General features: G+C 63.1%; 24 protein-coding genes. 22 read left to right on the top strand and 2 right to left on the bottom strand.

Translation table 11 applies throughout. The annotated features are described in order from the left end of the window. The first annotated feature begins 112 nt into the window (after window positions 1–112). The 17 genes from ACEN42_RS38045 (at window position 113) to ACEN42_RS38125 (ending at window position 17,945) form a co-directional block, all read left to right on the top strand. A complete protein-coding gene (locus ACEN42_RS38045) occupies window positions 113–364 on the top strand; it encodes a hypothetical protein (RefSeq protein WP_371882689.1) in 252 nt (83 codons plus the stop codon). Window positions 365–611: 247 nt separating this feature from the next. Further along, a complete protein-coding gene (locus ACEN42_RS38050) occupies window positions 612–1,655 on the top strand; it encodes an NAD(P)-dependent alcohol dehydrogenase (RefSeq protein WP_371882690.1) in 1,044 nt (347 codons plus the stop codon). A gap of 33 nt (window positions 1,656–1,688) precedes the next feature. Next, the gene (locus ACEN42_RS38055) at window positions 1,689–2,003 is read left to right on the top strand and encodes a hypothetical protein (RefSeq protein WP_250487381.1); all 315 of its coding nucleotides are present in this window, start codon (window positions 1,689–1,691) and stop codon (window positions 2,001–2,003) included. 2 nt (window positions 2,004–2,005) lie between these two features. Beyond that, window positions 2,006–2,182 (top strand): hypothetical protein, encoded by a 177-nt coding sequence (locus tag ACEN42_RS38060; protein ID WP_187603489.1) that lies wholly within the window; start codon window positions 2,006–2,008, stop codon window positions 2,180–2,182. 210 nt (window positions 2,183–2,392) lie between these two features. Then, window positions 2,393–4,063, top strand: coding sequence for an aromatic/alkene/methane monooxygenase hydroxylase/oxygenase subunit alpha (locus ACEN42_RS38065; protein WP_187603488.1), 1,671 nt, complete (start codon window positions 2,393–2,395; stop codon window positions 4,061–4,063). Window positions 4,064–4,123: 60 nt separating this feature from the next. Further along, window positions 4,124–5,167 carry an NADH:ubiquinone reductase (Na(+)-transporting) subunit F gene (locus tag ACEN42_RS38070; protein WP_371882691.1) on the top strand — a complete coding sequence of 348 codons (1,044 nt, stop codon included), beginning with the start codon at window positions 4,124–4,126 and terminating at the stop codon, window positions 5,165–5,167. Between the two features lie 41 nt (window positions 5,168–5,208). Then, a complete protein-coding gene (locus ACEN42_RS38075; protein WP_371882692.1) occupies window positions 5,209–6,294 on the top strand; it encodes an aromatic/alkene monooxygenase hydroxylase subunit beta in 1,086 nt (361 codons plus the stop codon). 35 nt (window positions 6,295–6,329) lie between these two features. Continuing rightward, entirely contained in the window at window positions 6,330–6,683 is a 354-nt protein-coding gene (locus ACEN42_RS38080; protein ID WP_106854180.1) for an MmoB/DmpM family protein, read from the top strand. Window positions 6,684–6,743: 60 nt separating this feature from the next. Continuing rightward, complete coding sequence (locus ACEN42_RS38085; RefSeq protein WP_035498106.1) at window positions 6,744–7,769, top strand: amidohydrolase family protein; 1,026 nt, start codon at window positions 6,744–6,746, stop codon at window positions 7,767–7,769. Beyond that, window positions 7,766–8,545: an iron-sulfur cluster assembly protein gene (locus ACEN42_RS38090; protein ID WP_371882693.1), complete on the top strand. Its 780-nt coding sequence runs from the start codon at window positions 7,766–7,768 to the stop codon at window positions 8,543–8,545. Before ACEN42_RS38085 ends, ACEN42_RS38090 begins: the two co-directional genes overlap by 4 nt. Then, window positions 8,523–10,160: a molecular chaperone GroEL gene (locus tag ACEN42_RS38095; protein WP_250487388.1), complete on the top strand. Its 1,638-nt coding sequence runs from the start codon at window positions 8,523–8,525 to the stop codon at window positions 10,158–10,160. The genes ACEN42_RS38090 and ACEN42_RS38095 overlap by 23 nt, the downstream gene beginning before the upstream one ends. A gap of 209 nt (window positions 10,161–10,369) precedes the next feature. Further along, window positions 10,370–12,427, top strand: coding sequence for a sigma-54-dependent Fis family transcriptional regulator (locus ACEN42_RS38100; RefSeq protein ID WP_238289151.1), 2,058 nt, complete (start codon window positions 10,370–10,372; stop codon window positions 12,425–12,427). 191 nt (window positions 12,428–12,618) lie between these two features. After that, window positions 12,619–13,503 (top strand): LysR substrate-binding domain-containing protein, encoded by an 885-nt coding sequence (locus ACEN42_RS38105; protein WP_187603480.1) that lies wholly within the window; start codon window positions 12,619–12,621, stop codon window positions 13,501–13,503. 137 nt (window positions 13,504–13,640) lie between these two features. After that, on the top strand, window positions 13,641–14,882 hold the full coding sequence (locus ACEN42_RS38110; RefSeq protein WP_371882694.1) for a CaiB/BaiF CoA transferase family protein: 1,242 nt from the start codon (window positions 13,641–13,643) through the stop codon (window positions 14,880–14,882). After that, window positions 14,879–15,655 (top strand): enoyl-CoA hydratase-related protein, encoded by a 777-nt coding sequence (locus tag ACEN42_RS38115; RefSeq protein ID WP_371882695.1) that lies wholly within the window; start codon window positions 14,879–14,881, stop codon window positions 15,653–15,655. Before ACEN42_RS38110 ends, ACEN42_RS38115 begins: the two co-directional genes overlap by 4 nt. 30 nt (window positions 15,656–15,685) lie before the next feature. Beyond that, window positions 15,686–16,507, top strand: a complete 822-nt coding sequence (locus tag ACEN42_RS38120; RefSeq protein ID WP_371882696.1) for an enoyl-CoA hydratase-related protein — start codon at window positions 15,686–15,688, stop codon at window positions 16,505–16,507. A gap of 64 nt (window positions 16,508–16,571) precedes the next feature. Beyond that, on the top strand, window positions 16,572–17,945 hold the full coding sequence (locus ACEN42_RS38125; protein WP_371882697.1) for an MFS transporter: 1,374 nt from the start codon (window positions 16,572–16,574) through the stop codon (window positions 17,943–17,945). Between the two features lie 49 nt (window positions 17,946–17,994). Here ACEN42_RS38125 and ACEN42_RS38130 read toward each other — a convergent pair whose 3' ends face one another. Continuing rightward, window positions 17,995–19,371 carry an NAD-dependent succinate-semialdehyde dehydrogenase gene (locus ACEN42_RS38130; protein WP_371882698.1) on the bottom strand — a complete coding sequence of 459 codons (1,377 nt, stop codon included), beginning with the start codon at window positions 19,369–19,371 and terminating at the stop codon, window positions 17,995–17,997. A gap of 164 nt (window positions 19,372–19,535) precedes the next feature. On the opposite strand from ACEN42_RS38130, the gene ACEN42_RS38135 reads away from it, so the two are divergent. After that, window positions 19,536–20,522, top strand: coding sequence for an AraC family transcriptional regulator N-terminal domain-containing protein (locus ACEN42_RS38135; RefSeq protein ID WP_371882699.1), 987 nt, complete (start codon window positions 19,536–19,538; stop codon window positions 20,520–20,522). 132 nt (window positions 20,523–20,654) lie between these two features. On the opposite strand, the gene ACEN42_RS38140 is transcribed toward ACEN42_RS38135, so the two are convergent. Continuing rightward, on the bottom strand, window positions 20,655–21,749 hold the full coding sequence (locus ACEN42_RS38140) for a LacI family DNA-binding transcriptional regulator (RefSeq protein WP_371882700.1): 1,095 nt from the start codon (window positions 21,747–21,749) through the stop codon (window positions 20,655–20,657). Between the two features lie 675 nt (window positions 21,750–22,424). On the opposite strand from ACEN42_RS38140, the gene ACEN42_RS38145 reads away from it, so the two are divergent. From ACEN42_RS38145 to ACEN42_RS38160, 4 genes are all read left to right on the top strand, one after another. Then, the gene (locus ACEN42_RS38145) at window positions 22,425–23,138 is read left to right on the top strand and encodes an ABC transporter permease (protein WP_238211820.1); all 714 of its coding nucleotides are present in this window, start codon (window positions 22,425–22,427) and stop codon (window positions 23,136–23,138) included. A 133-nt stretch (window positions 23,139–23,271) separates the two neighbouring features. After that, entirely contained in the window at window positions 23,272–24,216 is a 945-nt protein-coding gene (locus ACEN42_RS38150) for an ABC transporter substrate-binding protein (protein WP_371882701.1), read from the top strand. Between the two features lie 25 nt (window positions 24,217–24,241). Further along, window positions 24,242–24,766 carry a MaoC/PaaZ C-terminal domain-containing protein gene (locus ACEN42_RS38155; protein WP_232078068.1) on the top strand — a complete coding sequence of 175 codons (525 nt, stop codon included), beginning with the start codon at window positions 24,242–24,244 and terminating at the stop codon, window positions 24,764–24,766. Beyond that, a complete protein-coding gene (locus tag ACEN42_RS38160) occupies window positions 24,763–25,614 on the top strand; it encodes an ABC transporter ATP-binding protein (RefSeq protein WP_250487399.1) in 852 nt (283 codons plus the stop codon). Before ACEN42_RS38155 ends, ACEN42_RS38160 begins: the two co-directional genes overlap by 4 nt. Window positions 25,615–25,640 lie beyond the last annotated feature (26 nt).

Raw genomic sequence — 25,640 nt, forward strand, 5'->3', positions numbered from 1 at the left:
AATTCACCGGTTGTAACCTGCTTTGCATCGGCGGTGCATGCAAGGCAGCCTCAGAAACGAGACGACATATGCGCTGCGGCAAACGCCGAATTAACCCGACAAGGAGCACATCATGTCCGCACTCTTTTCTCGCCTGGTCGGCTGGCTGATTTCCCGCTACAGCGTGTCTGCGCACCGCGCCCGTTACGCTCGTTACGCAGCGGCGGATGATCGCGGCGATCTTCAACATCGCATGCGCCAGATCGAAGAAGAGGTCCGCGCCAACGGCATGCCGCTGCGCGGCGCGATATCGCGTGACAGGCATGCGTTTGCTCGCATCGTGATCGACCAGGACGACAGCACGAGGCGAAAAGAGTCGGTCTGATCGTCTGCGCTGGCCGTCGCAAGTTGCGACATCCTCATACGACAAAGCTTCGTCAAAGTGTCCGAAACTGCGACACCTCTCCCCACAACCCGCCCGGAGCCATGCGCGTATCGTGTAGCCGATTGCCGCGAAGGCGTGCAGGAATCCGGGTTCTGCGCGCATCGGTCTTCATTGGCGTAATCCTTGCTCCAGAGGCTCCGCGGGCAGCGCCGCGCTGACTCGACGATAACGACCAAGGAGACATAACGTGAAGGCTGCCGTGCTGCATGAGTACGACGAAACCTTGTCCCGCGACGAGTTCGTTCGCTATGAAGACGTCGAAACGCCCGACATCGTCAGGCCGACCGACGTGATCGTCCGCATCGGCGGAGCAGGCGTGTGCCGCACCGACCTGCACGTCGTCGAGGGAATCTGGCGCAGCAAGGTCGATGTCGCGCTGCCCTACATCATGGGCCACGAGAACGCCGGCTGGGTGGAGGCCGTCGGGCGCGCCGTCGAAAGCGTCAAGGTCGGCGATCCGGTCGTCTGTCATCCGCTCGTCACGAGCGGCCACTGTCTCGCGTGCCGGCGCGGCGACGACATGCACGCGACCGAGAGCCGCTTTCCCGGCATCAACGCGAATGGCGGTTACGCCGAATATCTGTCGACCGGCGAACGCTCGCTGATCCGTCTGCCATCCACGCTCGCGCCGAAGGACGTCGCGCCCTACACCGATGCCGGCCTCACCGCATATCGCGCCGCGAAGAAGGCCTCGCGTCACTTGCTGCCCGGCCAGTTCGCCGTGGTGATCGGTGCGGGCGGACTGGGGCATATCGGCATTCAGGTGCTCAATGCGCTGTGCGCGGCGGAGATCATCGTCGTCGATCGTTCGGAAACCGCGCTTGCGCTGGCGAAAGAGTGCGGCGTGCATCACACCGTGCAAGGCGGCGAAGGCGACCTGGAACGCGTGCTCGAACTGACGCACGGCAACGGCGCGGAAGCCGTGATCGATTTCGTCGGCGAAGGCGATGCCATCGCGAAGGGTCTCGCGATGACGCGCAACGCGGGCTTCTACTACATCGTCGGTTATGGCGGGAAGATCGAGATTCCGACCATCGACATGATCACGAGCGAAAAGACCATCGTCGGCAATCTGGTCGGCACCTATCCCGAACTCGTCGAGCTGATGGCGCTCGCGGATCGCGGGCTCGTGCATCTGGCCACGCGCGAATACCGGCTGAGCGACGCGAATCAGGCGCTCAAGGATCTGCATCACGGCAGGATCAAGGGACGCGCGGTCCTCATTCCCTAGCAGCCGGTCAACTGGACTCGAACGGAGAGCGTCATGGCGGCGCAAGGCAATGTCACGCCCATCTCGGAGCGCGTGCGGCTCGTGATCGCGCTGACGCAGATCAATTCGGATCATCTGCGCAGCAAGAGCCGCGTCGCGGGCGTCGAGATCGAGCTGGAAGGCGCGCTGGCGGCGAGTCCGCCCGAAGCGCGCACGTCGCAGCAATGTCTGAACATCGAGATGCTGCGCGAACGGCTGCACGAGGCGAACGAATCGATGCGCGCGCTCGAGGAAGAACGCGCGCGTCTCACGGCCGCGCTGGCGGACTTGGAAGCGGCGGCGCGCCGGATCTCGGAACCAGGGAGATGAGCATGACGACCGATGCAACCACGAAAGAAGCATTCTTCGAACGGCTGGGCGCGCTGTCCGACGAGATGATCGGCGTGTTCGGCCGCGACTTCGCGATGGGCGCGCTGATCGTCGCCGCGCGCTGCATCGCGCAAGGTCAGCCGGTTCAGAACGAATCCACGCCTGCGAACAGCCCGTGAACGATGTCGCAGATTAGTACACCGTATGAACGCACGCGTCGCGTTCCACGACACGATCGCGAGCGCGGCCTTGCCGTATGGGCCCGAAGCGCATGGCACGCTTGTCGCTCTATATCGGGCCGTGCCGACGAAAGCGGCGCATGTGTTGGTGATCACGGACCTGCGCGCGAGTAGCCGCCGGTCCCCCTGTAACCGGACAAGGAGAGCTCGATGTCAGATGCATTAACGCTCAACAAGATCACGTCCCAGCGAGGAATCAGCATCGGCGAGGCGGCCAAACGCGTCGCGGATCTCGGCTGGACACCCAGTTACGTTCAGGAAGCGATGACCTTCCCGACCGACTACAAGATCAGCAAGGCGCCGCGCGATCCCATGAAGCAGGTGCTGCGCTCGTATTTCCCGATGCAGGAGGAGAAGGACAACCGCGTCTACGGCGCGCTCGACGCGGCGCTGCGCGGCGACATGTTCCGCAATGTCGAGCCGCGCTGGGTCGAGTGGATGAAGCTGTTCCTCGCGATCATCCCGTTTCCGGAAATCTCAGCCGCACGCTCGATGGCGATGCTCGGCCGTCTCGCGCCCGGAGAAGAACTGCGCACCGGCTTCACGATGCAGATGGTCGATGAGTTTCGCCACTCGACGATCCAGATGAACCTGAAGAAGTGGTACATGGAGAATTACATCGATCCGGCGGGCTTCGATATCACCGAAGCCGCGTTCGGCAAGTGCTACGCGACGACCATCGGCCGGCAGTTCGCGGAAGGCTTCCTGACGGGCGATGCCGTGACGGCCGCCAACGTGTTTTTGCAGGTGGTCGCGGAAACCGCCTTCACCAACACGCTGTTCGTGGCGATGCCATCGGAAGCGGCGCGCAACGGCGACTATGCGTTGCCGACCGTGTTCCTCTCCGTGCAGTCGGATGAGAGCCGGCACATCGGCAATGGTCACTCGCTGATGATGTCGGTCATCAACGATCCGGACAATCACCTGCTGCTCGAACGCGATCTGCGCTATGCGTTCTGGCAGAACCACGCCATCGTCGATGCGGCCATCGGCACGTTCATCGAGTACGGCACGACCGATCGCGACAAGAAGAAGGAGTCGTATGCGGAGTTGTGGCACCGGTGGATCTACGAGGATTACTACCGCACCTACATGCTGCCGCTCGAAAAGTACGGCATCAAGATTCATCACGACGATGTCGCCGCCGCGTGGGATCGCCTCGTCAAGAAGAACTACGTGCACAAGGTCGCGCAATTCTTCTCGGTCGGCTGGCCGGTGAACTTCTGGCGCATCGAGGCGCAGACCGAGAAGGACTTCGAGTGGTTCGAGCATAAGTATCCGGGCTGGTATGCGGAGTTCGGCGACTACTGGAAGTGGTATGCGAAGAAGAGCGTGCCGGGCGAAACCAACATGCTGTTCGATCAGGAGAACGGCTATGTGTATCCGCATCGGTGCTGGAGCTGCCTCGTGCCCTGTCTGATCCGCGAGGACTTCTGCGTCGATGAAGTCGACGGCAAGCTCTACACGTACTGCTCGGAGCTGTGCCGCTGGACGCACAAGGTCGCGTTCGCGTCGGAATACGAAGGCCGTCCGACGCCCGCGATGGGCCGCTTCAGCGGCCGCCGCGAATGGGAAGAGGTCTATCACGGCTGGGATCTCGCGGATTGCATCAAGGATCTCGGCTTCGTTCGCAGCGACGGCAGGACGCTCGTGCCGCAACCGCATCTGCGCTTCGACAACCGCGACATGTGGACGCTCGATCATGTTCGCGGCCACACCATCCAGAGTCCGATCGTGCTGTTGCGGGAGATGACGCCGGAGCAGCGCGAGAAGCACATCGCGGAATATCGCGCGGGCTTCACGATCAATCCGTGCAGTTGAGACGGGCCTGCGGCCCGCTGCGTTCGTGCGCATCGGGCCGCGACGAGCATGGGAAAACCTATGAGCGATTCGAATCAGACGCATACGGTCCGCTTCGAGCCGGTCGGCGTCGAGATGTCCGTCGCGGAGGGCGAGACGGTGCTGGAGGCGGCGTTCCGGCAGGGCATCGCCGTCATGCACGGATGCAAGGAAGGGCAGTGCAGCAGTTGCAAGTCGCTGCTCGTAGAGGGCGACGTCGAGCTGAAGAAGTATTCGACCTTCGCGTTGCCCGACTACGAAAAGGAGTCGGGTCATATTCTGCTGTGCAGGACGCTCGCCTACAGCGACCTGACCGTCGAGCTGCTGAACTACGACGAAGACCTGATGCGCCGCTCGATACCCGTAGCCGAATACGACGCGACGGTCACGAGCATCGCGCCGCTCACGCACGACATCCGTCTGCTCGAAGTCGAACTGAGCCGTCCGTTGCGCTTCTGGGCCGGCCAGTACGTCGATCTGACCATGCCGTCCGCGGGCATCACGCGCTCGTTCTCGATGGCCAATCCGCCCGATGGCGAAAGGCGGCTGCGCTTCATCATCAAGAAGTATCCGAACGGCGCGTTCTCTTCGCTGCTCGACGATGGCCTGAAGCCCGGCGACCGGCTCGTCGCCAAAGGCCCTTACGGCACGTGTTTTCGGCGCGAGGATCAGCCCGGCCCGATGGTGCTGGTCGGCGGCGGTTCGGGCATGTCGCCGTTGTGGTCGATCCTGCAGGATCACGTGCAAAGCGGCGAAGAGCGGCCCGTGCGCTTCTTCTACGGCGCGCGCACCCGCCGCGACCTGTTCTATCTCGACGAGTTCGCGGACTTCGCCGAACGGCTGCCGGACTTCCGCTTCATTCCGGCGTTGTCGAATGCCGAACCCGGCGACGACTGGACGGGCGAGACGGGTTTCATCCATGAAGTCGTGAGCCGTACGTTGCGCGAGGAATCGCTCGCGGGCGACATCGACGCCTACGCATGCGGTCCCACGGCGATGATCGACGCCGTGATTCCCGCGTTGCAGATGGCGGGCGTGGAACCGGAGCGGCTCTTCTTCGACAAGTTCACTCAGGCGGTCCGATGATCGATTCATCGGTGCACAAGGCTAAGTAAAGGAGACGCGACATGAGTACAGTGACGGAGCATTCGGCAGCGCTCAAGTCGGGCGCCGCGGGCGCGGCGCAGTTCGTGGGCTGGGACAGCCGCAAGTACAACTATTTCGAGCCGAAGGGCCGCAAGGCGAGCCATTACGAGGACATGACCGTCGATGTGCAGCCGGACCCGAAGCGTTATCTGATTCAGGACTGGATCCTCCAGTTCGCCGACGGCACGCCGACCTACTCGGAAACGTGGACCGCGGCGAAAAGCTCGGACTGGCACACGTTCCGCGCGGTCGATGAGGAATGGGAGCGCACGCATTATCAGCGTCAGTCGACCATCGTCGGGATGATTACGAATGCGATCGCCAATGCGCGGCGCACGGGCGCGGTCAAGCGTTTCGACAAGGCGTGGGTGAAGGTGCTGGAGCAGCATCTGGGCGCCTACAAGCATGCGGAATTCGGCCTTGGCACCGCGACCATGCACGCGCAACGCTACGGCTACACGCAGATGATCAACAGCGCGATCCTGACGAACGCTTCGTACAAACTGCGCTTCGCACAGGACCTGACGCTGTATCTCGGCGAGATCGCGCTCGACCTGCCTGGCTTCGATCTCGATGCCGGCAAGAAGCACTGGCTCGAAGATCCGCTCTGGCAGCCGACGCGCCTCGCCATCGAGACGATCGGCGGCGCGACCGATTACCTTGAAAAGTATTTCGCCGTCAACGTGGTCTTCGAGCCGCTCGTGGGAGACCTGTTCCGCAGCGGTTTCATCATGCAGATCGCGGCCGCGCAGAACGACTTCGTGACGCCGACCGTCGTGTCCGCCGCCGAAGGCGACTACGAGCGCAATCTCGCCAACGCGGTCGAACTGTTCCACATGCTCGCGAACGATCCGGCGCACGGCGAGGCGAACCGCGCGCTGTTCGGGGCGTGGCTCGAAAAGCACGGCGCGCTCGCCGCGGACGCGGCCCGGCACTTGCAGCCGATCTGGTCGATTCCCCATGCGAAGGCGGCGCAATTCACCGATTGCCTGAGCAGTTCCATCGAGCGTGCGGAACTGATCGCCAAGGAAATCGGCATTCCGTCTTCACTCGCGATCGAAGCCTGAGACTCGTTTGAATCCACCGCGAACAGGAGCAGCTCATGTCAGTGCATACCGACAACATCTTCAAGTCGATCAAGGATCTTCGCTTCGAGCAGACCATTTCGCATCAGTGCGGCGTGACGATGAACGACAGCGTCGAGGCCCGCGCGATCGCCGAGCTCATGGGAAGCAAGCCGGGCATCACGGTCACGTATCTGCCGGCGATGATCCGCATCGACGGGCAGGACAAGATCGAGTTCAGGATGGGCGAAATCAGCGAAGTGCTGGGCCGCGAGATGACGCCTCATCTGTTCGAGATATCGACGTCGACGCATTACGGCCGCATGGTGATGATCGATGACGACACCGTCGTGCTGTTCGGCAACATGGAAGACGCGATGGCCTACGAATGAAAACGCGCGACGGCGCGCCGCGCGCGCGCCGCTGTCCGGCAACCCCACGGAGACACACACATGTTCAGGACTCAGGACGGCGAGGAGATTTTCATCATCGACGGGCACGTTCATCTATGGGACGGCAGCAAGGCGAATCTGAAGAACGTGCACGGCCAGCAGTTCATCGACTGCTTCTATGCGTATCACAAGAATCTGAGCCCGAAGGATTATCTGTGGCCGAAGGAGAAGTTCGACAAGTACGGCGAAGAAGTCATGTATGAAGACCTGTTCGTCACCGGCTACGACGACATGGCGATCTGCCAGCCGACCTATCTCACCGATTTCTACAAGAACGGCTTCAACACCACCGAGGCGAACTACGTGGTGAAGAAGAAGTATCCGCACCGTTTCATCGTGAACGGCGCGTTCGATCCGCGCGATGGCGAAGCGGGGCTGGAGCGCCTGAACGAGCTTGCCGAGCTTTACAAGATTCAGGGCGTGAAGCTCTATACGGCGGAATGGCGCGGCGACAGCAAGGGCTACAAGCTGTCCGATCCGGGCGCGTATCGCTTCCTGGAGCGATGCGAGCAACTTGGCATCAGGAACATCCACGTGCATAAGGGCCCGACGATTCTGCCGCTCAACCGCGATGCCTTCGACGTCGCGGATATCGACGATGTCGCGACGAGCTTCCAGGGACTGAACTTCATCGTCGAGCATTGCGGGCTGCCGCGCCTCGACGATTTCTGCTGGATCGCCACGCAGGAAACGAACGTCTATGGCGGGCTCGCCGTCGTGCTGCCGTTCATCCACACGCGGCCCGAATACTTCGCGCATGTGATTTCGGAGCTGCTGTTCTGGATCGGCGAGGACCGCATTCTCTACGGCAGCGATTACGCGATCTGGTCGCCCAAATGGCTGATCGAAAAGTTCATGGCGTTCGAGCTGCCGGAATCGGTCAGCAAGGAAACGGGCGTGAAGCTGACGCTGGAGGCGAAGAAAAAGATCCTCGGGCTGAATGCGGCGCGCCTGTACGGCATCGATATCGACGCGCAGAAGAAGCTGCTCGAAGAGGCGCCGCGCGCTGCGGTGGCGCACGCATGAGCGGCGATCGCGCGCAGCAGGTCTGGGCGCGACTCGCAGCCGTCATCGATCCGGAACTCGACGAGTCGGTGACGGAGCTCGGCTTCGTCACCACCGTCGAGGTCGATGCCGAAGGCGGCGTGGACATCGCGTATCGTCTGCCGACTTACTGGTGCGCGGCGAACTTCGCGTATCTGATGGCGTCGGACATGCGCGCGGCCGTCGCGGGCATGCCGTGGGTGACGCGCATCGGCCTCACGCTCGACGAGCACATGTACGCGGACGAGATCAATCGCGGCATGGCGCAGAACCTGTCGTTCCGGCGAGCCTTCGGAGACGCCGCCAGCGACGATCTCGACGAGGTGCGCCGGACGTTTCTCGTCAAGGCGTTCCAGCGCAGGCAGGAGGCGCTGCTGTCGCATTTGCTCGCCAAAGGGCACGAGGGGGCGAAGCTGCTTGCGCTCGCCACGGACGAGCTTGCCGCGCTCGGCGACGATCCCGAAACCGGGCGTCTCATCCGGCGATACCTCGAGCGCCGTCATGTCTCTACGCACGAACTCGCCTTCGTCGATACCGACAGCGCGCCCATCGATCCCGCGACACTCGGCGCTTATCTGCGCGCGCAGCGGCGCGTGGGCGTGAATGCCGAATTCAACAGCGCGCTCTGCCGTGGCCTGCTCGCGGCCCGCTACGGCGAAGTCGAGGAGCAGCCGATTCATTTTTTCCCGCGACCGCTCGAACGAGACAACCATAAACCGGAGACAGGAGCACACGATGCCCAACATCATGCTGCATGACGAAGAAGCGCGCGCGGCGCTCGGACGCGGCGTCGGCAAGCTCGCGCGCGCGGTCAGCGCCACGCTCGGGCCGAAAGGCATGAACGCGATCATCGACCGGCCGATCGGCTCGCCGATCATCTCGCGCGACGGCGTGAGCATCGCGAGCGAGATCGAGCTGGAAGATCCGTTCGAGAACATCGGCGCACAGGTCGTGCGCGAAGTCTCGAAGCAAACAAATGAAGTCGCCGGCGATGGCACGACCACGGCCACCGTGCTCGCGGATACGCTCGTACAGCAAGGTCTCGAATGTCTCGCGGACGGCGCGAACCCGGTCGAACTCGTGCAGGGGCTCGACGCGGCGGTGAACGAAGTCATCGCCGCGCTGAGGCGCGCGGCCACGCCGCTGCGCGGGCCGGAGGAAGTGCGCGCGGTCGCCGTGGTCGCGGCCAACGACGACTTCACCGGCGGTCTCGTCGCCGAGGCGCTGGAGCGCGTAGGGCCGGACGGCATCGTCGATGTCGAGTACGGCACGACCGTGGAGACGCGGCTCGAAGTGGTCGACGGCATGGCGTTCGATCGCGGCTATCTCTCGCATCACATGGTCACGGATATCGAACGCATGCAGGTGGTGCTCGACAGCCCGCTCATCCTGATGACCGACCAGCGCCTGCAAAACCAGGCCGAAGTGACGGCGCTGCTCGCGCTCGCGAACGCAAGCAAGCGGCCGCTGCTGATCATCGCGGAAGAGGTCGCGCCCGCGTGCGTCGTCACGCTGCTGGCGAGCCGCGACAACGGCGGGCCCGCGGTCGCGGCGATTCATCCGCCCGAATACGGCCACTGGCGCAAGGCCATGCTGGAGGACATCGCGATCGTCACAGGCGGGCGCGTCATCGCGCGCGATCTCGGCGGCAGGCTCGAAGCCGTCGAAATGCGTGATCTGGGCAGCGCGCGGCAGGTCCGCATATCGTCCAACCAGACCATCATCACCGCGGGCGGCGGCGATCCGGCGGCGGTAGCGGCGCGCCGCCAGCAGGTCGCGCGTCAGTACGAGATGGCGCCGGAAAACGTCGAGCGCGACAAGTTCGAAGTCCGGATGGCGAAGCTTTCGGGTGGCACCGCGATGATCCTCGCCGGCGGCGCGACACCCGTCGAGCAGAAGCGCCGTCTGCATCTGATCGAGGATTCGATCAACGCGGCGCGCGCGGCGATCGCGGAGGGGATCGTGCCTGGAGGGGGCACGGCGTTGCTGCGCGCATCGGCGCAACTGGATGACCTGATCGGACGCACGCGCGGCGCGGCGCAACTGGGCGCGCTGCTGCTCAAGCGGGCGCTGGAGAAGCCGCTCTTCACGATCGCGTCGAATTGCGGACTGGACGGCCATGCGATCGTCGCGCAGGTGGCGGCGGCCGGCCGCGGTGTCGGACTCGATGCGCGCACCGGCGAGATCGTCGATCTGCTGGAGCGCGGCATCATCGATCCGGTGAAGGTGACGTATAGCGCGGTGCGCAATGCGGCATCCGTCGCCGGGCTGATTCTGACGACCCAGACGCTGATCGCCAAAAAGCCCGATCTCGCCGATCCGACAGCCGGGCCGGCACTCGGCGCGGGCGCCGAACTGCTCGGTAGAAAATAGGCGGCCGGCCTTGTGCGTCGCGGCATGCTGCCGGCCGCCGGAAGCGTCTCCCCAAAAGGGCGCGGCGCACGCGTGAGGTCTATACTCAGCGGACGATGCCGCGCAGCCGCCGGGCGGTTTGCCCGGGGCTAGCCGGCACGTCCTCGCGAGTCGCGCCGAGGTCCGCCGCAGAGCGGGCCGCGCGTCCCCACCTCGTACGGAGGAGACACATGACGAGGCGCCTCATCGGCATGCCGGCTGATGACGATTCCGCAAGCGAACGCGGTATCGCCGGCCGGACAGGACCCGACGTGAACGCTGGATTTCATTCGGACAGCAGCACCATGCTCGCGTGGGAACGCTTTTTGGCGGGCGAAATCACGACCGCCGCACCGACCGAACTCATCGCGTCGTGGAAGCGAAGTCTGCAATCGGGCGTCAATCCGACCTCGGGCGCGGCGCCGTTCGCGGTACATGGCGATGCGATCGACGCGCTGCGCTGGCGTCATCGCGAACTGCTGGCGGCATCGGACCGGCTGTTCATGGCGACGGCGGATCTCTTCGCCGATTCGTCCTCGATTCTGCTGCTCACCAATGCCGACGGCGTCATTCTCAAGGCCGCCGGCGACCTGCGCACGCTCGACGCCGGCGAAAAAATCCATTTGATGACGGGCGGCGACTGGCGCGAGGCGACGGCCGGGACCAACGGCATCGGCACGGCGCTGGCGACGCGCCAGCCGACCTATATCCACGCCTCCGAGCATTTCTGCGAGGGCATCAAAGCGTGGAGCTGCGCCGCCGCGCCGATCTGCGAGCCGGGAACGGGCGCGGTGCTCGGCGTGCTGGACATTTCGGGGCCGCCATCGACGTATCAGATCAACAATCTGACGCTCGCCGTGACGGCCGCGCGGCAGATCGAAATGGTGCTCGCGGAGCAGGTGGCGCGCGAGCAGATGCGCCTGCTTGCGTATTGCCTGCAACGGCTGTCGTCGGCGGATGCGGCGGGGCTCATCGCCATCGACCGGCGCGGGCGGCTCGTGCACACCACCGCACGCATTGCGCTGCCCATCAACCTGGGTGAGCGGTTTCCCGGCATGAGCGAGCATTGCCCGATCGAAGACTGGCCGAATCATCTTCCGCAAGGCTTGCGGCCGGAATGGTTCGATCCGGTCGTCGCGGACGGCGAAGCCATCGGGGCGATGCTCATCGTGCCGGCGCCTTCCGGGCTTGCGGGCGCGTCGCGTCTGACGGGCGGTGCGCGGCGCGTCGGCGTGCAGGTTCAGGGGCGCAGCGAAGCCGATCCGAAACGCAACTGCTTCGCGCAGATCATCTGCCAGAGTGTGGCGATGCAGCGCGCCATCGAGCGCGGACGGCAGCTTGCGCGGCGCCGGGTGCCGGTGCTGATCGAAGGGCAGACGGGCGTCGGCAAGGAGCTTTTCGCGCGCGCGATCCACGGCGAGGAGTCGGGCGAGGGTCCGTTCGTGGCGTACAACTGCGGGGCGGCGTCGAAGGAGCTGATCGGCGCGGAACTGTTCGGGCACGTGCGCGGCGCCTACACGGGCGCGACGGCGGAAGGGCGGCCCGGGCGCTTCGAACTCGCGCACGGCGGAACGCTGTGCCTCGACGAGATCGGCGAATTGCCGCTCGATCTCCAGCCCATCCTGCTGCGCGCGCTTGAAGAAGGCGTGATCTACCGACTCGGCGATACCCAGCCGCGCCGCGTCGATGTGCGGCTTCTCGCCATGACGAACCGGAACCTGCGCGAAGAGGTCGAGTGCGGGCGTTTTCGCGCGGATCTCTACTATCGCGTCGGCGTGACGCGGATCTGCATTCCGAGCCTGCGCGAGCGCGACGGCGACGTCGATCTGCTGATCGAGCACTTCAATCGCGCGATCGCGCTGCGGCATGGCGTGCCGGCGAGAGAATTTGCGGACATCGTGATGGAAGTGCTGCGCGCTTATTCGTGGCCCGGCAATGTGCGCGAACTGCGCAATCTCGTTGAGAACCTGCTGCTCACGTCCAATGACAAGCGCGTGATGCTGGCCGAATTGCCCGCCGAGGTGCTCGATGAATCTCCCGCCGCGCGCGACAGCGTGACATCCGGCGCCGCGCCGGGCACGGGAAGTCTCGAGGAAACCGAGCGATTCGCCATTGCGCGGGCGCTGCGGCAGGCGCAGGGCAACATGGCACAGGCCGCGCGTGCGCTGGGCGTGTCGCGCAGCACGCTGTATCGAAAGATGGAGCAGTACCGGATTCGCGCCGAGGCTTCGGTGGTCTCGTCGCATTAGTTCCTTTCCAGTCTCCGCGTATCACATGCGCGCCGGTTCCGAGGCACTTGCTTTCTGACCGGCGCGGGCCTCTGGCCCGGCCTTCTTTCGGGCGAGACACTGCGCGATCCGCACGCTGCCGAAATAGCCTCCTGCTCCGTCCTTCGGGCATTTCGAGTCACAATCTCGATATGCTTCCACACGGATAGGCCATGCAACGTCGAGCACCGCTTCCCCCGTTGAATCCCGCCCGGGCGTTCGAGGCGACCGGTCGCCTGCTGAGCATTTCCAAGGCCGCTGACGAGCTGGCCGTGACGCCCGCCGCGGTCAGCCGGCAGGTGCGTACGCTCGAAACCTACTTGGGCGTCGATCTGTTCGAACGCGTGAGAGGGCGACTGGAGCTGACGTCGGCGGGCGCGCGGTATCTGGCGGAACTCATGCCGCTCTTCGCATCCCTGCGCGAAGCCACCGACAGCCTGCGATCGTCCGAGCGGCGTGCCCGCGTGCTCAAGATTCGGTCGCCCGCGACCTTCGCGGTGCGCTGGCTGATTCCGCGTCTCGCGAGCTTTCATCGGCTGCACGAAAACATCGACGTGCAACTCACGACATCTCCGGCTCCGTTGAATTTTGCGCGTGAGGACATCGACGGCGGCATTCAGCTAGGCGATGGCAAGTGGCCCGGCCTGCGCGTGCAACGTCTGATCGCGAACGAGCTCGTGCCTGTTGCAGCGCCTTCCAGACAGGTCAAGGCACGCTCGCAGTTGCAGGGCGAGACGCTTCTGCACACGCTCGCGCGCCCGGAAGACTGGACCTTGTGGCTGAAGGCGGCGGGCCTTCCCTTGAACGCGCGACGCCGCGAGATGCGCTACGAAACGTCGCTGCTCGCGTACCAGGCGGCGATAGAAGGGCACGGTGTCGCGATCGCGCAGAAGGCGCTGGTGCGTGGCGAACTGGAAAGCGGCCTGCTCGTCACACCGTTTTCATTCGAGCTCGATCGCGGGCATCACACTTACTACTTCGCGTGGCCGACGGAGCGTGCGCAATCGGATGCATTGAAGATTTTTCGCCGATGGCTGCTTACGTTGCTCAGCGAATAGGTCGGCCAGCCGCCGACCTTTTAACAAAAAGTCAACGACTCGTTTCCAAATTGTAGATTGTCCGGCAGGCCGGTGAGTACCTATTCTCGTCGGCATGATTCGTCACGGTGGCGAGTCACGAGACAGGACAATCACAAATGCCAAGAGACAGCCTCAACGGCGTGCGGGTGATCGATTTCTCGCACGTCCTCGCCGGGCCGGTCTGCTCGATGACGCTCGCCGATCTCGGCGCGCACGTCGTCAAGATCGAGCCGCCCGACGGCGAGATCGGGCGGCGCATCGGGCCGCCGTGGATAAGCGGCGAAAGCCCGGCCTTCATCAGCGTCAACCGCAACAAGTACAGCGTCGCGATCGATCTGAAAACCGATGCAGGGCGCGAGGCCGTTCGCCGCATGCTGCTGGAGGCGGATGTGCTGGTCGAAAACTTCCGGCCCGGCGTGATGGCGTCGATGGGACTCGACTTCGACGCATTGCGGCAACTGAATCCCCGGCTCGTCTACTGCTCGATCTCCGCGTTCGGCCAGACGGGCGCGAATCGCAAACGGCCTGGCGTCGACGGCGTGATCCAGGCCGTCAGCGGTCTGATGAGCACGCTCGGCTCGACGGGCGCCGAGCCGCTCAAAGTCCCGATCCCCGTCGCCGACATGATGGGCGGCTATCTCGCGTCGATCGCGATTCTCGGCGCGCTGCATCAGGTTCGCACGGGCGGCGGCGGGCAGCATCTCGACGTGAGTCTCTACAACGCGACGCTGATGCTGCAGCAGATCGGCTTCGCCGCGTTCTTCGCGTCCGGAAGCGAACCGGAAAAGACCGGCAGTGCTGCGCCCTACGCGTGCCCGAACGAAGCGTTCCCAACGCGGGACGGCTGGATGATGGTCGTCGCCTACCATCCGGAACGATGGCACGCGCTATGTGAGGTGCTCGCTTCGCCGTCACTCGAAGCGGATCCGCGATTCACCACCAACGACGATCGCGTGCGCCATCGCGCGACGCTGCATCACATACTCGCCGCGCGCTTCGTCGAACGCACGACTGCGGACTGGATGGAACGGCTCGCGGCGCGCGACATTCTGTGCGCGCCCGTCGCTACCTACGGCGATGTCGTCGAAACAGCGGAGTACGCCGAATGCGGACTGGCGCAGACGATCGATCATCCGGTCGCGGGCGCGATGCGCACGCACGGTTTCGCGCTCGGTCCATCCGATCGCCCGAGCGCGCCGGATTTGCCCGCGCCGCTGACGGGCCAGCACACGCTGCAGATGCTGGAGCGATACGGCTTTGCCGAAAGCGAGATCGCGGGCCTGCTGAACGCGGGCGTCATCCGCGTGGGCCGCGCGTCGCGCGAAACCAGCGATGAAGACCGCAAGGTGAGCGCATGAGCGCCGCGATGATCCGGACCGAACGACGCGGACAGGTCGCGCTCGTGCATCTCGCGTCGGACAACCCACTCAATCCACTGACCGACGCGTTGATGGATCAGCTGATCGACGTCCTGCTGCGCAACGAAGCCGACGCGCAGGTTCACGCGACCGTTCTGACAGGGTCCGACAAAGCTTTCGCCGCCGGCGCGGACATCGTCGCGATGTCGAAGCTCGATTACGCAAACGCATTCTCGGATGACTACATCGGCCGTAGCTGGGACCGCATCCGCACGGCCCGCAAACCCATCATCGCGGCGGTAGGCGGCTATGCGTTCGGCGGCGGTTGCGAACTGGCGATGATGTGCGACATCGTCATCGCCGCGGACGACGCGCTCTTCGGCCAGCCGGAGATCAACCTCGGCATCGTGCCGGGCGCGGGCGGCACGCAGCGTCTGCCGCGCGCGGTCGGCAAATCGACCGCGATGCTCGCGTGTCTGACCGGCGAGCCGCTCAGCGCCCGCGAGGCTCTGGCTTACGGACTCGTGTCGAAGGTCGTCGCGCGCGAACGGTTGATCGACGAAGCGATGCGCGTCGGCGAACAGATCGCGCGTCATTCGCTGCCGGTGATCGTCGCGATCAAGGAAGCCGTCAATCGGTCGTTCGAGTCGTCGCTGTCGGAAGGACTTCTGTTCGAGCGGCGGCTATTTCACGCGGGCTTTTCGCTCGCCGATCAGAAAGAAGGCATGGCCGCGTTTCTGGAACGCCGTCAGGCGGCATTCCAGGACCGCTAGCGGCCGGGAAAACAATCAGGAGACTTCTTCGTGTCAACACATGCAAACGATGCCGGTTCACTGGTCGAATCGTCCGTCGATGACGGCGTGCTCACGCTCACGCTCAACAGCCCGAGAGACGGCAACGCGCTGAACGTCGCGATGACGGAGGCGCTGTCGGACGCGCTCGAGCAAATCAACAAGCGGCGCGACGTGCACTGCGTGCTGCTGCGTTCGTCGTCGCCGCACTTCTGCACGGGCGGCAACGTGAAGGACATGCAAAGCGGCAGCGATCTCATGAGCGGCAGCGTCGAGGATGTACGCGACCGCCTGCATCGCAGCCTGCACAGAATCCCGCGCGCGCTGAGTGGTCTCGATGTGCCTTCGATATGCGCGGTGAATGGCGCCGCGATCGGAGCGGGCTGCGACCTTGCGTTGATGTGCGACATCCGCGTGGCGAGCACGAAAGCCGTGTTCGCAGAGAGTTTCCTGCGGCTCGGACTGGTGTCGGGCATCGGCGGATCGTGGTTCCTCGCGCGGATCGTGGGCTATGCGAAGGCGCTGGAACTGACGCTGACCAGCGAGTTCATCGATGCCGAAGCGGCGCTGGGCCTCGGCATCGTGTCGAAGGTGGTGCCCGGGGACGCGCTCGACATCGATGCACGGTCGCTGGCGAAGCGCATCGCGCAGAACCCGCCGACGGCGCTGCGCATGGCGAAGCGGCTCGTGCGCGAAGCGGCCGATGCATCGCTTGCGACGACGCTCGAAATGGCGGCAAGCATGCAGGCCATTCTGTTGTGCGGTCGCGAGCACAAGGAGGCCGTCGGCCGGTTTCTGGAGCAGCAGGCGGCGAAGAAGCGCACACACATGTGATGCGCCGATACGGCCATCGCGTCGATCGCGCGGGGCCTCACAAAACGAATCACAGGAGACGACCATGTCCACGACTTCCGGAGTCCGCAATCCAAAGCCCGGCATGCTGCGGATCATCGCGACATCGAGCCTCGGCACGATGCTTGAGTACTACGATTTCTTCGTCTATGTCGCGCTGACATCGACCTTGACGCACCTGTTTCTTCCATCGACGGACCGGACCGTCGCCGCAATGGCGGGCGTTGCCACCTTCGGCATCGCGTATGTCGCGCGGCCGATGGGCACGATCATTTTCAGCCCGATGGCCGACCGCATCGGACGCAAGAAGACATTCGTCATCACGCTCGCGATCATGGGCATCGCGACAGTGGGCATCGGCTGTCTGCCGACCTACGCGATGGCCGGTTTGCTCGCGCCCATAGGACTGATCGCGCTGCGCGTGGTGCAGGGCATCGCGCTCGGCGGCGAATACGGCTCCGCGGTCGTCTACGTGATGGAGCACGCGCCCGCAGGCCGAAAAGGCATGGCGACGAGCGTGCTGCAAGGTACCGCGAGCCTCGGACTGTTGCTGGCGCTGGCGATCGTGTCGGCGCTGAAGTTCGCGCTCGATGCATCGGCATTCGAATCCTGGGGCTGGCGCGTCCCGTTCCTGATCTCGGCGCCGATCGTCGCGGTGGCGACATGGATTCGCCTCGGCATGACGGAAACGCCGGTGTTCGCGGAGATGAAGCAGGCGGGCCGTCTGTCGAAATCGCCGCTGCAGGACACCTTGTCGAGCGCGACGTCGTGGAAAGCGATCCTTGTCGCGATGTTCGGCGCGCAAGGCGGGACGTCGGTGTCGCTCTATACGTCGATCGTCTACATGCTGTACTTCCTGCAAAACGTGTTGAAGGTCGATCCTGCGCGCGCGAATTTGTGCCTCGGTATCGCTATCGTCGTGGCTGCGCCGTTTTATCCCGCATTCGGCCGTTTGTCCGATGCGATCGGCCGCGCGCGTGTGATGCTGATCGGCATCGTGCTGTGGATACTTGCGGCATATCCTGCGTTCGCGGGCATCAGGACGAATGCACTCGCGGGCGGCTGGGCCACGGTGACGATGCTCGTCGCGCTGCTGGCCGTGTTGACCTCGATGATCATGGCGCCGCTGCCCGCGTTCATCGCCGAATGTTTTCCGCCGCAAAGCAGGACCACGGGCTTCGGATTGTCGCAACAACTCGGCAATGTGCTGTTCGGCGGGTTTCTTCCGTTGATCAGTCTTTCGCTCGTCAATCTGACAGGCAACCCGCTTGCCGGCGTCGGGTACTCGATCGCGTCGCTGTTGCCCTGTCTTGCCGTCACGTTCTTCTGGGGACTGCGGCAGGATAGGCTCATCCGTCAGCGCAGTCGCGAAGTACAGTGCGCAAGCCCTGCGGACGCGGGACAGTTGCCGGTACGCTGAGTCGACCGTGACACGAGGCGCGGCATCGTGATGCCGCGCCTCGCATCGTTCAGGCGAGACCGCTCATGAGCGTGTATTTGACGTGCACATATTCTTCGATTCCATGATGACTACCTTCGCGCCCGTAACCGGATTGCTTCACGCCGCCGAACGGCACCGAAGCCGTGCCGACCGAGCCGGAGTTCAGGATCACCATGCCCGCCTCGAGGTTGCGCGACAGCCGGAACGAGAGGCCCAGCTGGCGCGTGAACGCATAGGCGACGAGACCATGTTCGCTGTCGTTGCTGCGTGCAATGACTTCGGCTTCGGTGGAGAAGCGGTAGATCGGGAAGACAGGTCCGAATATTTCGGACGAGGCGATCGGCATATCGTCCGCGACATCGACGAGGATCGTGGGCGCATAGAAAAGTCCGCCTTTCGCGTGCGGATGTCCGCCGAGCACGACCCTGGCGCCGCGTTCGCGCGAATCGTCGACGAGCCTGGCGACCTTGTCGATGGCCGCGCGATTGATCAGCGGACCGACGACGAACCCCTCCTGCAGCCCCTGATCGACCGGGATCGCTTCGACGAGCGCCTTCACGCGCTGAACGAACGCGTCATGCACGCTGGCCTGAACATACACGCGGTTCGGCGAGATGCAGACCTGCCCGCTGTTGCGCAGCTTCGCGGACACGAGCGCCTTTGCGGCTTCGTCGAGATCGGCGTCGTCGAAGACGATGAACGGTGCGTTGCCGCCCAGTTCCATCGTCATCTTCTTGAGCGTGCCGGCGCACTGCGCGGCGAGCAACTTGCCGACCGCGGTCGAACCGGTGAACGAGATCTTGCGGATGCGCGGATCGTCGGTGATGAGCCTGCCGATCTGCACGGGGTCGCCCGTGACCATCTCGAACACGCCTTCCGGAATGCCGGCGCGGCGCGCGTATTCGAGCAGCTTGTACGCGGTCAGGGGCGTTTCCTCTGCAGGCTTCAGGAGGATCGTGCAACCTGCTGCGAGCGCGGTCGCGACCTTGCGCGTGATCATCATGAACGGAAAATTCCATGGTGTAATCGACGCTACTGGCCCGACAGGTTCTTTCGTGACGATCACCGCTGCATCTTTCGCGTGAGTGGGGATGGTATCGCCGTACATGCGTTTGGCTTCCTCCGCGTACCATTCGACGAAGCCCAACCCATATTCGATTTCGCCGATGGCTTCCGACACGCACTTGCCGTTCTCGCGGCAAATCAGCTCGGCGAATGCGGTCTTGTCGGCGCTGACGAGGTCGAACCATTTGCGCAGCAGTTCGCTCCGCTCGCGTGCCAGAGTGCGCGACCAGGCCGGAAAGGCCGCGCATGTGCGGTCGATGGCGGCGCGCACCTGCGCTTCCGAATGATGTTCGACTTGCCCGACACGCGTGCCGTCGGCGGGATTGATTACATCGATCATGCTTTATTCTCCGAAGTGAATGAGCCTTCTGGTCGCATCGACGCGTCGTGATTCGCGCGTGCGATGCATGATCGAATGTTAGGAATGTTGCGACGAGACGAGAACGCATGATCGTCTGCGAAGCTTGCCCGATTCTATGAACGCACGGATATCGAACTCGAAGTATGGAAACGCACCGCTCTCCCAAGTTGCCGACGATGGAAACCGAAGCCGCTGCGCTGGCTCGTGTGCACGCTTCGATGGTGAGCCGCCTGCTGGAGCTCGCGCCGAACGAAGGCTATAACGCGACGCCGATGCCGGACATTCGCCTGTTGCGATCGAATCGTCCGCTCACGCGCACGCCGGTGCTCTACGAGCCGGGTATCGTGGTCATCGCGCAAGGCCGCAAGCGCGGTTATCTCGGCAGCAAGGTGTATGTCTACGATGCGCAGCATTATCTTGCCGTCGCCTTGCCGCTGCCGTTCTCGATGGAGACCGACGCCACCGCGGACGAACCGTTACTCGCGGTGTACGTGCGCCTCGATCCGACGCTTGCCGCCGATGTGTTGCTGCAAATCGACGAGCGCAACGGCGTGGTGCCGGGCGAGCCGGGTGGCATGGCCACGACGAGGCTCGATGTGGCGCTCGGCGAAACGATGCTGCGGTTCCTCGATGCGATGCGCGATCCGCTCGAAGCCGCGCTTCTGGGGCCGACCCTCGTGCGGGAGATCTACTTTCGCGTTTTCATTGGAGAGCAGGGCGCTTCGATGCGTGCGGCGCTCAACCTCGATGGCAACTTCGGGCGCATATCGAGAGTGCTGCGCATGATTCATTCGAGTTATGCCGAGGCGCTGACGATCGAAGCGCTCGCAAGGGAAGCGGCAATGAGCGTGCCGTCGTTTCATCTGCACTTCAAGGCGGCCACGAACACTTCTCCGCTGCAGTACATCAAGTCGACGCGACTCCATCAGGCGAGGCTATTGATGGCGCGACAAGGCATGACGGCCGCTGCGGCAAGCGCACGGGTGGGCTATGAGAGCGCGTCACAGTTCAGCCGCGAGTTCAAGCGGCTCTTTGGTGGCACGCCTTCGGAAGAATTGCGGCGAATGAAACGGCATTTCGCAATCCCGGAGGCGGCGCCGGGGTCCGCGCTATATGTTTCGTCGCATTGATTCGGCGGGTGAAGGGGTTCGACTATCGTCTTCCTGGAATCTGGACGATAGAGCTTCGAGCGATGTCGAGTTCCTCGGTCCTCGATCCGCTGACTGGCCGAGCGCGCCAACGAAGAGGCGAAGCAGCAAAGCTCAAGTACGCTTCCTCTGGGCCTTCGGTGGCGCGCCCGATGACGCTCTCACGATCAACTCGGCCTCCAGTTCAACGCTTCGGGCCGTACCCGGTTCTGAAAGCTCGGAAAGAATCATCTTTGCGGCATTTGTTCCGATTGCAGCGCTCGGAACACGGACGGTAGTAATCGGTATGGGTAGCTCGGACATGAGCTCGAAATCGTCGAATCCGGCAATGCTCAGGTCGCCGGGAATCTTGTAGCCTTGCTGTATCGCTTCGAGCATTGCCCCCATTGCAAACGAACCGTTGCCGCAAATCACCACGGTCGGCGGCTGCGGCGTGTTCATCACTTTCGAAAAGAGCTGGCGTCCGACGCGCGCGCCCCACACGCCGTCGACCATGTGAGCGGCGGATATGCCCAATCCGTGCTCTGCAAGCGCATCGCGCACCCCTTCACGTCGGGCCTGCGCGCGATCGTTGGTATCGGTGTGCTGCGACAGCATCGCAAAACGGCGATGCCCGAGACCAACGAGATAAGTCGCGAAGTCGAAGAATGCGCGGTGGTTATCTACACCCACGCAAAGCGCATCGCTGTTTTCTCGATAAACGAATGTGTTGACGAACGGAATCCGACGCTGCAATAGAAGGGGTTGCAGATCTCGATGATGAGCTTCGCCCACCAGTACGACAGCATCGACTCCGCGTTCGAGCATGGTTCTGACTTGTCGATATTCGCGATCGAGGTTGTACTCCGAGCAACCGAGCAGAAGCGTGTATCCAGCCTGTTCGAGCGATTCCTGGAGCGCCTGTATGGCTGAAGCGAAATGCTCATTCGCCAGCGTCGGGAAGACTGCACCGATTGTTCCGGTCCGGTGAGTTGCAAGTGCTCGCGCTGCGGCGTGCGGCACCCAGCCGAGATGATCGATCGCGACCATGATGCGGGAGCGCAACTCGTCCGAGACGACCGCCGGATTGTTCATCACTCTGGAAACGGTCGCCGATGACACGCCGGCAAAGCGAGCGACGTCCCGCAAGGTCACGCCCGAGGTGCGCGACCGTTTGCCGGGCGCGTGCGGTTCGGCCGCTTCTGCTGATATTGGTTTGCTCTTCGCCATGCGTGGGGATGGTCGGATTCGCGCGAGGTGATCGATTATATCAACGCCTTTCCTCGTCACGCCGCTCTTAAGCGAAGACGTTTACGTAGTAGACCTACAAATATGGTTGCACTCACGAGAACCATCAAACATCCGTTCGGCCGCCTCGCGGCAAACAGAACAGTCTGCGCGCCGCGCATGTGATCCCGCTGCCTTCGCGATGCCGCATTTCGCGACGCCGCGCGGTCACCGCGTTCCGCCGAAGGCAGGTTGAGACGCCTCATTCAAATGGATCCAAAAGCCGGATTCGATAACCGGGTATACCCGCGTAAAGGACGTCAATTCCAGTGCTGGCGCGGCTCACACCCACGATCCGGGAAATTCCCTACATAGCTTTCACTCAAGATTGAATAGAGTTCAATCAACGAACGTCGTAAGATCTTGATGTCTTTTCAGGCACCAGACGCAGCTCGGATCGGCGCGCCCGTGCTTTCAAAAAACGCTTGAACGATCGCTGCACTTCACTCGCGGAAGGAGACACAGATGTCAATGAAGTTATCGTCGCGGCAGGTCGATGGCCTGCAAAGCGGGAACGGAGGGCAACCGGGAGCGGCCGAACGCCCCAAGCCACGTCCGTCCGCCGGAATGCGCAAGATCAGGCGGCTCGGCTGGAATCTGCTTCCGCCGTTGACCTTCGTGGCCATCATCGCGATCTGGGCGGCGGCGGTGCGCCTCTTCGACATCCCAGCGTACGTCATGCCGGGTCCCGGGCTGGTCTTCTCACGGCTCGTCGAGGAATTTCCGCAGCTCTGGAGCAACTCGATCGTCACCGTGACGGAAATCGTCTGGGGCTTCGGATTGACGATCGTGACTGCGATCCCGGTGGGGCTCGTCATCGCGCTGTCGCCGCTTGCAAAACAGGTCGTTTATCCGCCGCTCATGTTTCTCCAGCTCGTGCCGAAGATCGCGGTGGCGCCGCTGTTCCTGGTCTGGCTTGGCTTCGGCATCGAGTCGAAGGTGCTGCTCACCGTCCTGATGACCTTCTTCCCGTTGCTGCTGGCCAGCGTCAGCGGCTTTCAGATTCTGGACAATCGTCTGCTCTATCTGACGCAATCCATGGGCGCGAGCTCGTGGCAAACCTTCCGTTATCTGCGCCTTCCCTCAGCGCTTCCGGTCATCTTCTCCGGCATCAAGACGTCCGCCACCATCGCCGCCACGGCCGCGATCGTCGCCGAGTTCGTCGGCGCGAACAAGGGCTTGGGCTATGTGCTGCTCCGGGGGACCAGCACGATGGACATCGGCCTGACCTTCGCGGTGATCGCCGTGCTGACCTTCATCGGCATTGCCATCAACTACATCGTCGAATTCGCCGAATGGGCGATGACACCCTGGCAGCGCGATAAAAACTGACGTCGAGAACGAAAGAGCGATTGGCCCGATGTCGCCGTGGCCGATACCAACACCTTTGGAGACTAAGAAGATGCTTCGTTTTATCAGCCGTACGCTGGCCGCGAGCGCTGTGTCGTCAGCGTTGGCTTTCGGAGTGAGTGCCACCGCCGTCGCAGCGACGCCTGTCACCTTCCAGCTGAATTGGGTCGCAGGGGGATCGAATGCGGGCTTCGCCGCGGCGCTGACCGAGGGTTACTACAAGGAAGCGGGCCTCGACGTCACGTTGATCGAAGGCAATGGATCGGGCAATACGGCTCAACTCGTGGCCGCGAATCGCGTGCAGCTGGCCTACGCCGATGCCGTCGCGGTGAGTCAGCTCATCGCGAAGGGCGCGCCGATGAAGGTCATCTCGACGGTCTATCAATCCAATCCCAACGAAGTCTCGGCGTTGAAGAAGACGAATATCAACTCGATCAACGATCTCAAAGGCAAGAAGGTTGGCGTTCCGTCCGGTTCGTCTCAAACGACGATGCTGCCGCTTTTCCTGAAGGCGAACGGGCTGAAGGAATCGGAAGTGAATCTGATCAACATGCCGTTGACGTCCATGGTCCCGACCTTGTTGCAGGGACAAGTCGACGCAATTCTCGGATCGATCGATTCGTATCAGATCCAGCTGGAAGCGCAAGGCGCGCAGCTCACCAACTTTCGCTTCGCGGACTACGGCGTGCCGACCGTCAGCACGTCGATCTTCGCGAACGATACCTATCTCAAGGACAACAGCGATGTCGTCAAGAAATTCGTCGCCGCGAGCCTGAAAGGCTGGAGCTTCGCGCTCGATAACCCGGCCAAGGCGATCAAGGATCTGAAGGCGGTCTTCCCGAATCTGTCGGAGAAGACGGCGACGGCGGAGCTTGCGGCCATCACGCCGCTCTTCTGCAGCGGCGGCGCGAAGTACGTGGGCAGGGCGGAAGACGCGCAATGGGTGAAGACGCAGGATCTGTTGTCGCAGGTCGGTCTGTTGCCCGCGGGTCGCGACCCGAAGTCGTACTACACGAACGACTTCCTTCCGCCGACGTCGGCCATGCGTGCGTGCAAGTGACTAAAGAAGTGACTAAAGGACTGTCATGACTGAACAGCGAAACACGGGACTGCGTTACTCGGACCTCGAAGTCGGATTGAAATTTCGCAGCCCCGGACGAACGATCACCGATGCGGACCTGGTCGGGTTCGCAGGTCTCACGGGTGACTTCTCCGAACTTCATACGAGCGATGTGTACGCGAAGGCCAGCCAGTTCGGCCGCCGCGTCGCGCACGGCATGCTCGGGCTTGCCTATGCGCACGGCCTGATGTGGGCGCGCACGGGCGAGTTGCGCGAAACCGCGATCGCGTTTCTCGGGATCAACGAATGGAAGTTCCTCAACCCCATCTTTGTCGGCGACACGATCTTCGTCGACTACGAGATCAGTGAGCTTCGCGAGAGCAAGTCGAGGCCGACGCAAGCCATCGCGACCTTCGATGTCTCGGTCGTGGATCAGGACAACCGGGTCGTTCAGAAAGGCAAAAAAGCCTTGCTGGTGTCCAAGGTTCCCCTTTCTGCTGTCGCAGCAAGCAGTTCGTCCGCCGCGAGCGGCGAGGAGCGGAAGTCATGAGTAGTCAGATTGCGGAACAGCGGGACGTTGCGACGAAGTCCGGCGTGCCGATCAGTATTCGACGCATCGCCAAGACCTTCGGCGAAGACAGCGACAAGCCGTTTCAGGCGCTCAAGGAAGTCAATATCGACATCCAGCCGGGCGAGTTCGTCTCCATCGTCGGTGCTTCCGGATGCGGCAAGAGCACCTTGATGCTGATGGTCGCGGGTCTGCTCAAGCAGAGTCAGGGCGAGATTCTGGTCAACGGCAAGCCGGTGACGAAGCCGATCACCGATGTCGGGATCGCGTTTCAGGATCACTTGCTGCTCGAATTCAGAACGGCGCTCGAAAACGTGATGCTGCAGGCCGACATTCGCGGGCTGCCGAAGAAGAAGATCGAGGCACGTGCAAAAGAACTGTTCGAGCAATTGCGTCTGACGCACGCGATGCAGAAGTATCCGCGGCAGTTGTCGGGCGGTATGCGGCAGCGCGTCTCGCTCGTCAGAACGCTGGTTCACGATCCGTCCGTCATTCTGATGGATGAACCATTCGGCGCACTGGATGCATTGACCCGGCTTCAGGTCCGGATGGACCTCGAGGCGCTGTGGCTGCGTCGGCGCCCGACCGTCGTCTTCATCACCCACAGCGTCGAAGAAGCGGTGGGATTGTCGGACCGCATCTTCGTGATGAGCCCGAATCCCGGCGAGGTGGTCGATGAAATCAAGGTCGATCTGCCGCGTCCGCGCCCCATCGTGCTCGGCGACGCGCCGGAATTTTCGGCCTACGTCGATCGCATCTACGGGCATTTCGAACGCATGGGCGTGCTGCACGGCATCGAGGTGCCCAAGGCCACGTCGGCGGCATCGTAAATCCGGTAATCGAAGGCAAAGCGACA

It is taken from the genome of Caballeronia sp. S22, assembly GCF_964261745.1.
Classification (GTDB): Bacteria; Pseudomonadota; Gammaproteobacteria; order Burkholderiales; family Burkholderiaceae; genus Caballeronia; species Caballeronia jiangsuensis.

Bases quoted from the DNA above. Each gene is read 5' to 3' on its own strand.
- ACEN42_RS38075 (WP_371882692.1), top strand. From the start codon at position 5,209: ATGAGTACAGTGACGGAGCATTCGGCAGCGCTCAAGTCGGGCGCCGCG.
- ACEN42_RS38100 (WP_238289151.1), top strand. From the start codon at position 10,370: ATGACGAGGCGCCTCATCGGCATGCCGGCTGATGACGATTCCGCAAGC.
- ACEN42_RS38070 (WP_371882691.1), top strand. From the start codon at position 4,124: ATGAGCGATTCGAATCAGACGCATACGGTCCGCTTCGAGCCGGTCGGC.
- ACEN42_RS38085 (WP_035498106.1), top strand. From the start codon at position 6,744: ATGTTCAGGACTCAGGACGGCGAGGAGATTTTCATCATCGACGGGCAC.
- ACEN42_RS38130 (WP_371882698.1), bottom strand. From the start codon at position 19,371: ATGATCGATGTAATCAATCCCGCCGACGGCACGCGTGTCGGGCAAGTC.
- ACEN42_RS38135 (WP_371882699.1), top strand. From the start codon at position 19,536: ATGGAAACGCACCGCTCTCCCAAGTTGCCGACGATGGAAACCGAAGCC.
- ACEN42_RS38090 (WP_371882693.1), top strand. From the start codon at position 7,766: ATGAGCGGCGATCGCGCGCAGCAGGTCTGGGCGCGACTCGCAGCCGTC.
- ACEN42_RS38115 (WP_371882695.1), top strand. From the start codon at position 14,879: ATGAGCGCCGCGATGATCCGGACCGAACGACGCGGACAGGTCGCGCTC.
- ACEN42_RS38110 (WP_371882694.1), top strand. From the start codon at position 13,641: ATGCCAAGAGACAGCCTCAACGGCGTGCGGGTGATCGATTTCTCGCAC.
- ACEN42_RS38155 (WP_232078068.1), top strand. From the start codon at position 24,242: ATGACTGAACAGCGAAACACGGGACTGCGTTACTCGGACCTCGAAGTC.
- ACEN42_RS38060 (WP_187603489.1), top strand. From the start codon at position 2,006: ATGACGACCGATGCAACCACGAAAGAAGCATTCTTCGAACGGCTGGGC.
- ACEN42_RS38160 (WP_250487399.1), top strand. From the start codon at position 24,763: ATGAGTAGTCAGATTGCGGAACAGCGGGACGTTGCGACGAAGTCCGGC.
- ACEN42_RS38105 (WP_187603480.1), top strand. From the start codon at position 12,619: ATGCAACGTCGAGCACCGCTTCCCCCGTTGAATCCCGCCCGGGCGTTC.
- ACEN42_RS38055 (WP_250487381.1), top strand. From the start codon at position 1,689: ATGGCGGCGCAAGGCAATGTCACGCCCATCTCGGAGCGCGTGCGGCTC.
- ACEN42_RS38045 (WP_371882689.1), top strand. From the start codon at position 113: ATGTCCGCACTCTTTTCTCGCCTGGTCGGCTGGCTGATTTCCCGCTAC.
- ACEN42_RS38065 (WP_187603488.1), top strand. From the start codon at position 2,393: ATGTCAGATGCATTAACGCTCAACAAGATCACGTCCCAGCGAGGAATC.
- ACEN42_RS38140 (WP_371882700.1), bottom strand. From the start codon at position 21,749: ATGGCGAAGAGCAAACCAATATCAGCAGAAGCGGCCGAACCGCACGCG.
- ACEN42_RS38095 (WP_250487388.1), top strand. From the start codon at position 8,523: ATGCCCAACATCATGCTGCATGACGAAGAAGCGCGCGCGGCGCTCGGA.
- ACEN42_RS38125 (WP_371882697.1), top strand. From the start codon at position 16,572: ATGTCCACGACTTCCGGAGTCCGCAATCCAAAGCCCGGCATGCTGCGG.
- ACEN42_RS38080 (WP_106854180.1), top strand. From the start codon at position 6,330: ATGTCAGTGCATACCGACAACATCTTCAAGTCGATCAAGGATCTTCGC.